12 protein-coding genes and 1 pseudogene are annotated in these 14,160 nt (G+C 57.2%); all 13 read right to left on the reverse strand.

Annotated features, from left to right (window positions below):
- Positions 1–837 carry an alkaline phosphatase family protein gene (locus AC1DFB_RS02555; RefSeq protein ID WP_170401655.1) on the reverse strand — a complete coding sequence of 279 codons (837 nt, stop codon included), beginning with the start codon at positions 835–837 and terminating at the stop codon, positions 1–3.
- A 162-nt stretch (positions 838–999) separates the two neighbouring features.
- Positions 1,000–2,637: an ABC transporter ATP-binding protein gene (locus AC1DFB_RS02560; RefSeq protein WP_170392262.1), complete on the reverse strand. Its 1,638-nt coding sequence runs from the start codon at positions 2,635–2,637 to the stop codon at positions 1,000–1,002.
- Positions 2,634–3,449, reverse strand: a complete 816-nt coding sequence (locus AC1DFB_RS02565) for an ABC transporter permease (RefSeq protein ID WP_170402849.1) — start codon at positions 3,447–3,449, stop codon at positions 2,634–2,636. The genes AC1DFB_RS02560 and AC1DFB_RS02565 overlap by 4 nt, the downstream gene beginning before the upstream one ends.
- Positions 3,449–4,404, reverse strand: a pseudogene (locus AC1DFB_RS02570) (ABC transporter permease). The gene AC1DFB_RS02565 and the pseudogene AC1DFB_RS02570 overlap by 1 nt, the downstream one beginning before the upstream one ends.
- A 15-nt stretch (positions 4,405–4,419) precedes the next feature.
- Positions 4,420–6,006 carry an ABC transporter substrate-binding protein gene (locus tag AC1DFB_RS02575; protein ID WP_170401652.1) on the reverse strand — a complete coding sequence of 529 codons (1,587 nt, stop codon included), beginning with the start codon at positions 6,004–6,006 and terminating at the stop codon, positions 4,420–4,422.
- Positions 6,007–6,340: 334 nt separating this feature from the next.
- Positions 6,341–7,444 (reverse strand): glycerate kinase type-2 family protein, encoded by a 1,104-nt coding sequence (locus AC1DFB_RS02580; protein ID WP_480591943.1) that lies wholly within the window; start codon positions 7,442–7,444, stop codon positions 6,341–6,343.
- Positions 7,444–7,881 carry a D-aminoacyl-tRNA deacylase gene (gene dtd, locus AC1DFB_RS02585; protein WP_170512407.1) on the reverse strand — a complete coding sequence of 146 codons (438 nt, stop codon included), beginning with the start codon at positions 7,879–7,881 and terminating at the stop codon, positions 7,444–7,446. The genes AC1DFB_RS02580 and dtd overlap by 1 nt, the downstream gene beginning before the upstream one ends.
- A 22-nt stretch (positions 7,882–7,903) precedes the next feature.
- Complete coding sequence (locus tag AC1DFB_RS02590; protein WP_170512405.1) at positions 7,904–8,572, reverse strand: nitroreductase; 669 nt, start codon at positions 8,570–8,572, stop codon at positions 7,904–7,906.
- Between the two features lie 63 nt (positions 8,573–8,635).
- Positions 8,636–9,727 carry a TFIIB-type zinc finger domain-containing protein gene (locus tag AC1DFB_RS02595; protein WP_170392249.1) on the reverse strand — a complete coding sequence of 364 codons (1,092 nt, stop codon included), beginning with the start codon at positions 9,725–9,727 and terminating at the stop codon, positions 8,636–8,638.
- 35 nt (positions 9,728–9,762) lie between these two features.
- Positions 9,763–10,911: an SPFH domain-containing protein gene (locus tag AC1DFB_RS02600; protein WP_170401638.1), complete on the reverse strand. Its 1,149-nt coding sequence runs from the start codon at positions 10,909–10,911 to the stop codon at positions 9,763–9,765.
- Between the two features lie 22 nt (positions 10,912–10,933).
- Positions 10,934–11,905 (reverse strand): DUF2927 domain-containing protein, encoded by a 972-nt coding sequence (locus AC1DFB_RS02605; RefSeq protein ID WP_480922071.1) that lies wholly within the window; start codon positions 11,903–11,905, stop codon positions 10,934–10,936.
- Positions 11,905–13,095: a toxic anion resistance protein gene (locus AC1DFB_RS02610; protein WP_170392243.1), complete on the reverse strand. Its 1,191-nt coding sequence runs from the start codon at positions 13,093–13,095 to the stop codon at positions 11,905–11,907. Before AC1DFB_RS02610 ends, AC1DFB_RS02605 begins: the two co-directional genes overlap by 1 nt.
- Positions 13,096–13,124: 29 nt before the next feature.
- On the reverse strand, positions 13,125–14,039 hold the full coding sequence (locus AC1DFB_RS02615) for a 5-bromo-4-chloroindolyl phosphate hydrolysis family protein (protein WP_170661886.1): 915 nt from the start codon (positions 14,037–14,039) through the stop codon (positions 13,125–13,127).
- Between the last annotated feature and the right edge of the window lie 121 nt (positions 14,040–14,160).

Genomic DNA, 14,160 nt, shown 5'->3' on the forward strand with positions numbered 1-14,160 from the left:
TCAGGTCAGGAACGGCTTGGCTTTCATCGTGTCCGCCACCGGCGCACCCATACGCTTAAGTATGGTTGGGGCTAGCTGAAGCTGGTCGATCACGGTATCCGGTTCAGGGCCTTTGGCCTCACCAAAATAGTAAAGCGCCGTTTCCTGCTGCAACGGGCTGCGACCACCGTGATGGCCGCGTTCGTCCTGACCATGATCAGCCGTCACGATGACGTCATAACCCAACTGCTGCCAACGCGGAATGAATGGGGCCAGCATTTCGTCCATGACGAAACAGGCATGGTCCATCTCGGCGCAATCGTGGAAGAAACGATGCCCCATGCTGTCCAGTGTGCAAGTGTGCAGGATGCCATAATCCAGTCCGAAGCGCAGACACAGGTTGGTGAGCGAGGCAAACAGATCGACATCGCTTGGCGTCATCTGGTTGGCGTTGCCATATCCCGTCATTGAATGAAAGCGACCATGGTTGATTGTCAGGTTGTCGGGCTCGTCATATTCAACATCGCGGACGTAGTCGAACGGGTGGCGATTGAAGAATTGAGACCAATAGCTGTGGGTGACCGCGCCGGTTACACCGCCTGCCTCACGCACCTGACTGAACACGTCCTTGTGGCTTAGTCGGAAGACGTTGCCGTTGCCTGTACAGCCATGCTCTTGCGGTGTGACCCCGGTGTGGATGGAGGCGTAGCAGCTGGCAGAGGTCGAGGGCAGCACAGAGCGGAGTTTCCAAACCCGGGCAGCACCGCTGTCGACCCACCCTTCAAGATTGCCAAACAGTCGACGAAAGTTGCGCCAGGGGACGCCGTCGAGGATGATCAAAAGCAGTTTGCGGTCCATGTTCCGGCCCTTGTTTCTGAGTATTCGTTCCGGCGAACCTATGAGATTCGTCCGGCTATGGCTGCGCATTTGCGCCCCAAATAGCAAAATCCCGACGTCTGCTTGTGTTCACAGCGCCGGGAATTTGAATGGTCTTCGGTGTTTCTATGAGAAGGGCGCGGATCAGTTCCCCGCGCTCTCCATTTTGCGGTGGGCGACAACCTCTTCCAGCCAGCCAAGATGCATCTCAGGCACCGAGCTAAGCAGCAAGTCTGTATAGTCGTCGAACGGAGGGCTTAGCACCTGACTCTTGGGACCGTAGCGAACCACCCGACCCTGGTACATCACCGCGATACTATCGCTGATCGCACGGACTGTCGCCAGATCGTGGGTGATGAACAGGTATGCCACATCCTCGATCTTTTGCAGATCCAGCAGCAGCTTGAGGATACCGTCCGCGACCAACGGGTCGAGCGCCGAGGTGACCTCATCACAGATGATCATCTTTGGCTTGGCTGCCAGCGATCGCGCGATACAGACACGCTGTTTTTGACCACCTGACAGTTCCGCCGGATAACGATCGATGAACTTCTCGCCCAGTTCGATCTCATCCAGCAGCTCAACGATCCGCTTGCGTTTCTCGGCGCCGCGCATGTTGAAGTAGAACTCGAGTGGGCGGCCGATAATCGTACCGACGGTCTGACGCGGGTTCATTGCCACGTCGGCCATCTGGTAGATCATTTGCAGCTCACGCAGGTCTTCACGCGTGCGGCCTTTCAGATCAGAGCTGAGCTTGCGGCCCGCAAAGGTAATCTCACCATCGCGGGGCGGAAGAAGCCCGGTGATGACCCGTGCCAGCGTAGACTTGCCCGACCCGGATTCACCCACAACCGCCAGTGTCTGCCCCGGATGAAGCTCGACGTTGACATTATGCAGCACGTCGAAGTTCAAGCCTTTGTAGCGCGCGGTGATACCATCGACGCTCAGCACGGGTTCAGGAGTTGGTTTTTTCTCTTCGTGCTCGATTGAGCGGACCGAAACCAGCGCCTGTGTGTACTCTTCTTGCGGGCGGTTGATGATCTGATCGGTATTTCCGTATTCGACCGTATCGCCCATCCGCAGCACCATGATGTCATCACTGACCTGGGCCACAACTGCCAGATCATGGGTGATATACAAGGCGGCAACGCCCGAGTCGCGAATGGCGTCTTTGATGGCCATCAGCACATCGATTTGGGTAGTCACGTCCAGTGCCGTGGTAGGTTCGTCAAAAACCACCAGATCAGGCTCAGGGCAAAGCGCCAGCGCCGTCATGCAGCGCTGCAGCTGTCCGCCCGAAACCTGGTGCGGGTAACGATCACCGATATTGTCAGGGTCGGGCAGACCCAGCTTGGCAAAAAGCTCACGCGCGCGGGCTTCAGCCTCTTTGCGCGAAAACTTCTTCTGCTCAACTGCGGCCTCGACCACTTGATCCATGATCTTCTTTGCGGGGTTGAACGATGCGGCGGCGGATTGGGAAACATATGTTACCTCACCACCGCGCAGTTTGCGGATATCCCCATGAGATGTCTTGAGGATATCACGCCCGTTTACCCAAACCTCGCCCCCGGTGATTTTCACACCGCCACGGCCATAGGCCATTGAGGCCAGACCGATGGTAGATTTGCCAGCCCCGGATTCGCCGATCAGACCCAGCACCTTGCCTGGCGCGAGGTCAAAGCTGACCCCGTGCACGATCTCGATGTCATGGGGCTTTTCACCCGGCGGATAGACGGTCGCGCCGATTTTGAGGTCGCGGACCTTGAGAAGGACATCACTCATCCCCGGCCTCCTTTCAGCGATGTGGTACGATTCAGGACCCAGTCAGCCACCAGGTTGACCGAGATTGCCAGCGTCGCAATGGCCACAGCGGGATAAAGCGCTGCGCCGATGCCATAGACGATGCCATCCTTGTTTTCTTTCACGATACCGCCCCAGTCAGCCAGCGGTGGCTGGACGCCCAGTCCCAGGAACGACAGGGTCGAGATGAACAGAACCATGAAGATGAACCGTAGCCCGAATTCGGCCACAAGTGGCGACAGCGCATTGGGCAGGATTTCCCGGAAGATGATCCAGGCGCGCCCTTCGCCGCGCAGCTTGGCGGCTTCAACATAGTCCATCACGTTGATGTCCACCGCTACGGATCGCGATAGACGATACGGGCGAGTGGCATCCAGTAAGCCCATAACAAGGATCAGGATCGGGACGGTCACCGGAACGATGGCCAGAATGACCAGTGCCAGGATCAGAGTCGGGATTGACATGATCAGATCCACCGTACGGCTGAGCGCCTGATCAGCCCATCCGCCCAGTACAGCAGCCAGCAAGCCCAGCGACGTACCGGTCAGAAAGCTGAGCAGCGTCGCCGCTGCCGCGATGAAGATTGTCGTGCGCCCGCCATAGATCATGCGGGTCAGCAGATCGCGACCGATATTGTCAGTGCCTAGCAGATGTTCGGGGCTGCTCGGCTCCCAGACGTCGCCGACGACTTCTGCCATTCCATAGGGTGCAATCAACGGGGCGGCGATCGCCACAAAGAAATAGGCGAAGGTGAAGATAAGGCCAATCAGAGCCGAAAGAGGAATGTTCTTTATCATTTCGGATGCCTCAGTCTTGGGTTGGCAAGGATCGACACGATATCTGCAACCATGTTCAGACCGATATAAACGGCCGCAAACACCACGCCGCAGGCCAGAACAACCGGCACATCACGTTTGGTCACGGCATCCACAAGGTATTGCCCCATACCTGGATAGACGAACACAACCTCGACCACGACAACACCCACGACCAGATAGGCCAGGTTCAGCATGACGACGTTCACGATCGGTGAAATCGCGTTGGGAAAGGCATGGCGGGCAATAACCTGAAATGTGCTGAGGCCTTTCAATTCAGCGGTTTCGATATAGGCCGATTGCATGAGGTTCAGAATGGCCGCGCGCGTCATGCGCATCATCTGTGCCAGCACGACCAGCGTCAGAACAAAGGCAGGTAGCGCGATTGCATTCAACTTTTGTCCAAACGACATAGAATCATTGATCATCGCAAGCGACGAGAACCATCCCAATTTCACTGAGATATAGTAGATCACCACATAACCGATCAGAAATTCGGGGATCGAAACCGTCGTCAGGGTGATGGCTGAAATCAGTTTGTCGGGCCAGCGATTGCGGAACCGCACGGCAAGCAGCCCCAGAAAGATTGCAAGCGGTACGGAAACTATTGCTGCCACGCAAGCCAGGAACAGAGTGTTCCCAAGGCGTTTTCCAATACTCTCGGAGATATCAAGTTTGTTGGTCAGGGATTGACCCAGGTCACCCTGAAGTATGCCGCCCAACCACTCGAAATAGCGTGTAAGGGCAGGGCGGTTCAGGCCCATTTCTTCGCGTAGGTTTGCCAAGGCCTCTGGAGTTGCGGACTGCCCCAGGACGGCTTGCGCGGCGTCTCCGGGTAGGGCTTCGGTTAGGCCGAAAATCAGGGCCGAAGCGCCGAGCAGCAAAGGAGTCCCAGCGCCAGGCGCTGGGAAACCAATTTGATGATGGGATGCATTATCCGTAGCCCGTTTTAGACGAACCACATTTTGCGGGATATGTTGCCGTTCATCATCTCTTGCGTCGGGTCAGATTCCCATCCGTCCAGTTGGTTGCTGATGCCCTCGACAAAGTCGTTGAACATCGGACAGATCAGGCCGCCTTCGTTGCGGACCATTTGACCCATCTGGCTGTAGATGGCTTTGCGTTTCTCAGGGTCGAGTTCCGCCTTTGCCGCGAACAATAAGTCGTCAAACGCCTGAACCTTAAACCTCGTGTCATTCCAGTCTGCGGTCGACAGATATGCAGTCGAGTACATCTGGTCCTGAACCGGGCGGCCGCCCCAATAAGACGCACAGAAGGGTTGAACGTTCCAAACCTCGGACCAGTAGCCATCATTGGGCTCACGCTTGATTTCAAGCGGAATTCCAGCCTGTGCTGCAGTCTGCTGGAACAGAGCAGCAGCATCTACAGCACCTGGGAACGCACCATCGGCAACGCGCAAAATAATCGGAGAGCCATCATGTCCAGATTTCTTATAGTGCTCTGCAGCCTTTTCAACGCTGAACTCGCGCTGTTCGATGGTTTCATCAAACAATGGATAGGCTGAATTGATCGGCATATCATTCCCGATCGAGCCATAGCCGCGCAGAACTTTGTCAACCAATTCCGCGCGGTTGATGGCGTACTTCAGTGCGGTGCGCAGTTCATTGTTATCAAACGGAGCCGTGTCGCAATGCATGATGAAGACATAGTGACCGCGACCAGCGGTTGAATGCACCGTCAGGTTAGGCGCACGGCCCAACAGGTCGGCAACTTTGGGTTCAACGCGGTTGACGGCGTGGACCTGTCCGGACTGCAGTGCAGCGGTCCGTGCCGTCGCATCGTTGATCACAACAACTTCTACGCTGTCAAAATTGCCGAAATCGCTGTTCCAGTGGTTTTCGTTCTTGGTGAACAAGTGGCGGACGCCGGGTTCGTCCACTTCTAGTTTGTACGGGCCGGTGCCGATACCTGCCGCCGGATTATCCATGCCGCCATCGGGCTGAATGATGAGGTGATAGTCGGCCATCAGATACGGCAGGTCGGCGTTCGGCTCGGTCAGTGTGACCTGGAAATTATCTCCATCGGCCTTCATCGACTCGATGCCTTTCATGATGCCCAAGGCACCTGATTTGGAATCTTCGTTCGAGTGGCGCTGCATAGTTTTCAGCACGTCTTCGCTGGTCATGGTCTTGCCGTTGTGGAACTCGACCCCTTGACGCAGCTTGAACGTCCATACTTTCGCGTCTGCACTTCCTTCGACGCTTTCAGCCAGGCGCGGTTCGATGGTTCCGTCGGGCGCCACTTCGACCAGTTGGTCTCCGAACTGCTTGCCGTTCTGGAACGGGACTGAGCTTGCGTAGGTTGCCGGATCAAGTGAGTTGGTTGATTCACCACCCTGCAAACCGAATTTCAGATCGCCGCCCTTTTTCGGACCAGCGGCACGTGCCGCATCGGCAAACATAGTGCTTGCCATTGCGGCCGAGACACCCAGTGCCGCTGCTTTGCCCATGAATTCACGGCGGGTCAGCTTTCCAGCTGTGACCTGCTTTGACATGTGAGTGAGTTGTTCGTTCATCCAGATTTCTCCCAGTTGATAGGATGTTCAGCCCGTTGGCGGGCTTTTTATTGACGCATGAGTCAACTTAGGTGCAATTCAGGGCAGCGGGCAAGTGCAAATCTCTTGAAATAATGGGGAGGTTCCGCCTTTGATCGCGCCAGATGATCTTGTTATGAGCCTTTGGAAATCCAAAACCCCTTATTACTAACTACTTACTCTGACCTGAACAAATTATCCGATAGTTGCCTGGTCAGTTTAGCATGAACTTTCGTTCCACAGATCAAACGCCATTCCGGCCTTTAAGTGATTCTATCTGGTGGTTTTTTCGGATGGGCGGAGTCAGGGTCCCGGATCAGTTTTTTATTGCAACAATCAGATCCATTACGTTTGTGCCTGTGGGTCCCGTGACCAACAGCGCCCCCGCCTTGTCGAGGAAACTGCCGCTATCTGCATTGTCCAGATACGCTTGCGCCTTATCAGACCAAGTGTCGCCGGTAACGATGGCGCCTGCTGCATCTGTTGGCCCGTCGGTGCCATCTGTTCCTCCGACGATGACGGTCAAATCAGATTGCCCTGCGATTTCGCGCGCGAGTGCTAGAGCAAGGGCCTGATTGCGCCCACCGCGCCCTGGCGCATCAGGTAGGACCACGGTTGGTTCGCCGCCAAATACCATGGCGCCCTTGGGCATATTCCGCAGCCGATCTCCTAATTTAGCTGCAACCGAGAGATAGTCATCGTGCATCGCTTCTTCGTTGCCGAGGACCTTGATGCCTGAGTTCTCGGCCGCAAATGCTGCGGCGTCGCGCGCGTGTGCGTTTGATGCGATTATCGCGGTGTGGGCAGAAAACTCCGGTTCTTCGGGCAATGACCCGATACCGGAGCCAATAACGCCCAGATCATCACCCGGGACGTCCGAGATCGCCAGAACGGTCACACTTTTCCCCGAGAATGCCGACAACAAACCGCCACCCTTGATCCGGGACAGCTTGCGCCGTTCCGTGTTCATTGCACCGATGTCGAGACCTTCACTCAGCAGTCTTTGGTTGAGGGCCTCAAGATCATCCAATGTCGTACCGGCCACGAGGTCCTCGGCAAGCGAAGAAGCCCCTCCCGAAACTAGCAGAAGCAGCTTGCTGTTGGGTTTCATCGCCTCAACCGTTTCGCGCAAAGCCTGCCCACCCTTCAGACTGCGGGCATCAGGAACCGGGTGTGCAGCTTCAATCACCACAATATGCTTAGGCAGGTCGTGGCCATGGCCATCCTTGGTAACCACCAGAGTGGGCACTGGGCCAAACCGTTCGACGGCGGCACGGGCCATGGCCCCTGCGGCTTTTCCAACGGCCAATATCTGATCTGGGGCTTCGATCGCCTGAGTGGCCTCCAGCGTTGCGCGATATCCATCAACCGCCGCCACACCTGCGCGCCAAATGTCCTGTGCCTTTTGCGAACTCTGCATCAGCTTTCCATCCAAATTGTGACTGGTCCGTCATTGACCAACTCTACCGCCATGTCAGCTCCGAACGCACCTGTCTCAACCGGAATGCCCCGCGATGAAAGGTTGTGTACAAACGCCTCGTAGAGGTGTTCGCCCTCAGCCGCCGGGGCGGCCCCGGAAAACCCAGGCCTGTTTCCACGCGATGTGTCAGCTGCCAAGGTGAACTGGCTGACCACCAGGGCCGAGCCCTCAATGTCCAATATCGACCGGTTCATCTTTCCCGCGTCGTCCTTGAAGATACGGAGCTTTGCGATCTTTTCAGCCAATTGATCAGCTTGTGTCTCTCCATCCCCCTGCATCGCACAAACCAGAATCATCAATCCGGGGCCCGATCGCCCGATGACTGTTCCATCGACTTTGACCGAGGCACTGGAAATTCTTTGAAGTAAGGCGCGCATCTGCAGGTCCTGTATTTTATTGCTATTCGTGCCAATCGATCACTTCATCCAGCGCGGCACGTTCCGTTCTGAACGCGTTCGCCGGGTGATCCATATCCGCATATCCGAACGAAATCGCGCACAGAATCAAGCGATCTTCTGATATCCCGAAATAACGGTGAAGAAATGTGCCATGGGCCGCTACCGCTGCCTGCGGGATACAAGCCACACCCAGGGCCTGCGCCGCCAGTGAAAATGCGGTCACGAAGCCACCACAATCCATCGCGCCGTAAGGGCCCAGTTCAGCAGGGCTGGACAGTATGGCGCAATGTGGGGCGCCGAACAGAGCATAGTTTTCCATCATCTGTTGCGCCGAGGCCCTGCGATCACCTTTTTCGATACCAACCGCTTTATAGAGGGCCCAGCCACAGGCGCGACGGCGCTCTTGATAAACACCGGAATAGCCGGTTGGAAAGGGTAGGTCCGGAGCAGGCGCAACGTGCGAGGCTTCGTGTTGCAACGCGTCCCGAAAATGGTCTGTCTCGGCCCCGCTGGTGATGACGACCTGCCAGGGTTGCGCGTTGCACCAGCTTGGAACACGCGCAGCACTGGCGACGATCTGTTCAATCTGTTCGCGCGGCACCAGGTCCGTGCGAAAGGCACGGCAAGAAAAACGATCGGCCAAGAGCGCGTTCAGAGCGTCAAGGTGCAATTCAACATCTCCTTTCAGGCATGCCGAGGAGTAGGTTCCATGAGCGTGCTCTGCTTATCAGCTTTATTGCTGTCCAGTTGCCACCAGATACCCGACGCCGGCCGCAACGAGAAGGCCCAGAACCACGGCGATCGTAATCTTGATTGCGGACCAGGGACGCTCACCCTGAACGCGGCCGGTCCGGCCATTGACCACAAAACGATAGGTCTGGCCGCGGTATTTGTAGGCCGCCATCCAAACCGGCAAAAGGATGTGTTTGAATGTGACATCTCGCACTTCGGTGTCGACAGCGTGAATGCGCTGACGATCACCTCCGATATCGAACCGCACGTCACGCTCGATCACCCGTGCCATATGTGCGCGGGCCTCTTGATAACCTTCTCGCAGTTCGACCGTGTAAGCCTCGGCGCGGAAACCGGCCAGATATTCTGGCTGGTATGGCTCAAGCGCAGGCAGGTCCCATGGCTCCAGCGCATCGGTATAGGATTTGGGCAGCGATTGAGACGCCAACACCAGAACATCGTCAAAGAACCGTGCGACCCGTCCGGATTTTGGAGTCCAGCGTACTTTGGGGACCTGTTGCTGCACGCGCTTTCCATCGCGCATGACGGTTCGGGTTTCGTAATACACCACACCGCGTTCCCCACGATAGCTCGACTTGGTATCAGCGTCGAAGGTCCAATACGGGACATAAATGCCCTGCATCTTGCGTCCCTTTCGGGCGTATTCCTTCAACCCGTTGGGTGCAAACCACAGTCGGCCCAGCCAATCCCCCATTGCCTTGTGGGCCGAGCGTTCATCCAGTGCAAAGGGCAACACTCCTCGAGGTTTGATATGGCGGCTAACGCCTGTATCGGTCACAACCGGAGTGGCACAGAACGGGCACTCCGCAGCATGGGTGTTCGGATCAAACTCAACCTGAGCCGCGCAGTTCGGACAGGTCAGAACACGGGTTTCTTCAATCTCGCTGTCAGGCAAGCGATCCGCGATGGCGGCGTCGAAATCCAGCTCTCGCAGACTTGCACCACCCCATGGGCCAGCACCGATCGTTCTGGTGTTGCCACAATGATCGCAAGTCAGCGTTCCGTCACCGGGATTGAACCGATAATCCGCCCCGCATTGGTCGCAGGGGAAACGGTGTTCGTCTTTCGCCATGACAGAACCTCGAAATCAGGTTACCAAATGTCAGATCACGCGCCCGGAGGCGGCGGCGGTAAAATCGTGAACAGCTGCGCCAACTCCTGCACGTCGCCTGCCTTCTTCCAGCCGTCCTGTCCGGCGGTCCAAACGTGGGTATCACGCGTGATTTCACCATCGGTTGCCATACGACCCATCTTGGCCTTGGAGAACGGCCCGCTGGTCTGGCCATCCACCGCGATATGCCACACGTGCTCGACGGGTGGCGGGGGTGGCGGTGCCGCAGGCGCTGCGGCTTGCGGGGCAGCGGGGGCGGAACCGCCCCAAGGGCCGCTCGGCTGACCCGCTGCCATGTTCGACATCTGCTGCGCCATCGCCATGCCCATTCCCATGCCAAGACCCGCGCCCATGCCGCCACCCTGGCCAGGGTTGTTGGCTGCCGCAGTCATCGCTTCGGCTGCGGAATACTGCGTGAATTTACCCAGATCGCCCGCCAAGCCCATGGACGTGCGTTTGTCCAGCGCAGCTTCGACCGCAGGCGGCAGTGAGATGTTTTCGATATAGAATTCGGGCATGCTCAAGCCATACCCGTCCAACACCGGGGACACCTCAGCCGCGATCAACTTGCCCAGATCGGCGGTGTTCGCCGCCATATCGAGAACTGGAATGCCCGAGCCTGCGATGACGCGGCTGAATTCCTGCACGATGATGTTTCTGATCTGAAAGCTGATCTCGTCCATGGTGAATTCACCATCGGTGCCTACGATCTCTACTAGGAATTTCGCCGGGTCCTTGACCCGCACTGTATAGGTGCCGAAGGCCCGGATGCGTGTTGGCCCAAACTCGGGATCGCGCAGCATGATCGGGTTCTTGGTGCCCCATTTCAGGTCATTGAACCGGGTCGTGTTAACGAAGTAAATTTCAGACTTGAACGGAGACTGAAAGCCGTGATCCCAATGCTGCAGCGTCGTCATGATCGGCATGTTGTTTGTCTCAAGCATGTAGAGACCTGGGGTGAAGACATCCGCCAACTGCCCTTCATGCACAAAGACCGCCGCTTGACCTTCGCGCACGGTCAGCTTGGCGCCGTATTTGATCTCGTGTCCTTCACGCTCGAACCGCCAGACCATCGTGTCGCGCGTATCGTCGACCCAGTGGATGACGTCGATAAATTCGCCGGTCAGAAAATCAAAAATTCCCATTGGATTTCTCCTGTCTTCGGGGTCAGAGCGACTGCCCCATCAATTCGCGTGCAATGATACGGACCACCGGGCGCGCTTCTTCAGCGGTCATGCCAGCCTTAAGGCGCGGGTCATAAAGGATGGTCAGCAGCTTTTCGTCATGACTTGTCAGCAGGGCGAACTCGTCGTCATCGTTGAAGATTGATGGCCGGGCAGACGGGCTGTCATTCGGCAGCCCCAATCCCTGAGCGATCTCTTCGTGGACGCAACTCAGGCGCACCAGATCGGGATGTTCCGCCCGGATCAGGGCAACAGCCCGGGTATATGTCTGTGGCGCGCTGTTCGACGCCGAAGCGAATACAAAGCAATAGAAAGAGCGCGGCAGTTTGTCGAAGAGGTCAAGTTGTGCCTGCCCTATGCCCGGGATCAGTTGTCGCAGCCGGGCTTGCACATAAGCGGTATCATCTTCACCCGCCACGAAGACGTGGAAATTTGCATTCCGGGTGGTGGTTGAGACCGGGTGTCCAGTGAGCCGCGACAAGCGGTTGGCGTAGGCGTCAATTCGGGCGGTCTCTTGCTGGCGGACTTCAGGTGCAACCGATGGACCAAACTCGGGCTTTATGCGAACCGGCGACGACCAGCGACTAAGCTGTCGGCTGGTGCGGCTGCTGCCGCTGGCAACGCCTTGCCCCGGATATTCATTATAAAACGCTATGGTCTCAAAGTTCCGGGCCAGATCATCGGCATCATAGGGCGTATCAGGGCCACCGCCATCGGTTCTCAGCAACCCGCGCGTCAGCAAGTTGTTTTGTACGCTTTCATAGTATCGCGCGAGATCAAGGCTCGCTGGTGAGGGCGCTTGATATGCATTGCTCAGGCCTTGCGGCTGGGCAGGTTGAGGTTCAGGAGCGATCGTCGTCGTCAATGCCTCATCGCAGCCAGCAAATGCCAGCAGCGACAAGCCCAATACTGCAATCTTAGCGCGATGAAATGGCCGCACGCCCGCTGTTTCCATTATCCGGGAACAGCCGTTCCGGCATTGTCGCCGATCCCGTCCTGTCGCGCCTTGGCCGAGGCGAGCGTGTCGCGCAATTCGGCCTCCATCTTCTTCAGTTCTTCCTCGGCTGCGGCGCGTTTGGCCTTGCCTTCGTCTGCAATGGCGAGGCTTTCGTTGATGGTGCCGATCAGGTCTGCATTGGCTTGTTTGACGGCTTCGATATCGAAGACGCCACGCTCCATCTCTTCGCGGATCATTTTGTTGGATTCGCGCAAGTTGGCGGCGTTCGAAGTCAGCAATTCATTGGTCAGATCATTGGCATCACGTACGGCAGCGGCGGCCTCGGCACTGCGCTGTATGGTGACAGCTTGTGCCAGCTGGGTTTCCCAGAGCGGTACTGTGTTGACGAGGGTCGAGTTGATCTTGGTCACCAGCGACTTGTCATTTTCCTGCACCAGACGGATGGAGGGCAGCGATTGCATCGTCACCTGACGGGTAAGCTTCAGGTCGTGGACCCGGCGTTCCAGATCATCGCGCGCGGCACGCAAGTCGCGCAATTCCTGCGCTTTCATCACCTGTTGGTCTTCGGGCGCGGCCTGAACCTCGGCCTCTTTTTCAGGAATGTCGTGGCTGTCCAGCTCGGTCAGCTTCTCCTCTCCCGCTGCGATGTACAGTGCAAGTTCGTCGTAGAACTCCAGCGTTTTTTCGTACAGCAGATCCAAAGACTTGATATCTTTCAGCAGTGTATGCTCATGCCCCAGAAGATCATCAGTGATCCGGTCGATCTGGCTTTGAACGTCTTCATACTGCGCTGTGAACTTGGCAAAGGGCGCGGCGCGGCCCAGTAGTTTTTCCCACCAGCTACGCTCGCGACGTACATCGAGTTCGCTGACTGAAAATCCGCGGATCGTTGTTACGATATTGCGAAGGCTGTCACCCGCCGGGCCCACATCCTTGTTGCGCACGTCGGCCAGCATGGCCTGACTGATCTCTTGCAGTTCTGCCTGTGCTGAAGACCCAAAGGACACGATCGAGTTTGTGTCGCCCATGTCGATCTCACCCATCCGCTTGCGGATCTCGGCACCAACCGGTTCGTCGGCCTCTTCCAACGGGACAATCTCGGCCTGCGGCTCGGGGAGAGCGACGGCGGTGACTTCCTGCACCAGCGTTTCAGCCTCGACTGCCTTGTTCTTGATCTCATCGGACATGGGGTAATCCTCGCTTACATAAAAGCCGGTCAGTCCAACCGGACGCCTTCGCGCTGCAGCCGGTCGCGCAGCACATCAATTTCAACCGTCAGATCACTGCGGTCATCCAATAGCATCTTTCGCGTCCGCGCCGCGAAATTCTGTTCAAGATCGTCCAGCAGGGCCGAGTAATCCGCCAGCGCCTGCGCATCGCGGGTACGGGCATAAACGTCCGAAAACTTCACCGTCGCATCGCGCGCGCCCTGCAAATAAACAGTTAGATATTTCCGGGCACCAGCCAGATCGCGCGGGTCTTCCTCGACCGTGCGAAACAGATCGCGGGCTGTATCCTGAAAGCGTTCGACCCGCGCTTCGATCCGGCGGTCACCTGCGCGTTTTATTGCATCTGTCATTTGGGTCAGATTGGTTTCGGCGTCCTCGACCACGCGTGCGACACGGTCCTGCTGGAAGGTGTCGACACCCTCCATTCCTTTGTCCTTCATTGGGTCGAGGCCGAAGGAAACCGAATGTAGAACCGTTGCAGCGGCGCCAAACAGGATGGGGGCTAGCAGGCTTACCTGTGATGCTGTTTCGGCGTCCAGAAATTCGGTCCGGTAAGAGGCTAGCGCCGCCCCCAAACCGGTCAGAACGCTGGAAAATATCTTGCGGGGAAACGCAGGTCTGCGTGCGGTGCGGCGGGCGTTGTAAGCGGATTCGGCCCTTAAACCTTCGCGCAGCAGAAACGCGGCAGCGGTCAGTAGCCCTGCCGCAACCAGGCCTATGGTCATTCCGATCGCGCCATCGTTCAGAGACAGAAACACCAGTGGTATCGCCGGGACAAACAGGATGTTCGCGCGTGCACCTGCCGGTTCGACACGGGCACCATCGAATTGGCCACGCGATGGCTGATCCTGCGAGGAAACATCGCCTTCTGGGCTGAATTTGCCGCCGTACCGTTTGGCCATTTCGCTACAGGCCCCCCAACAGACCGGTGCAGACGCCGAACAACAGCACCAACAGGGCCGCATAGGCCAATTTTTGTACTCCGGTCCCGGACATGGCGCCCCCCAACTGTGACCATCAGGG

It is taken from the genome of Ruegeria sp. S84 (assembly GCF_056583445.1).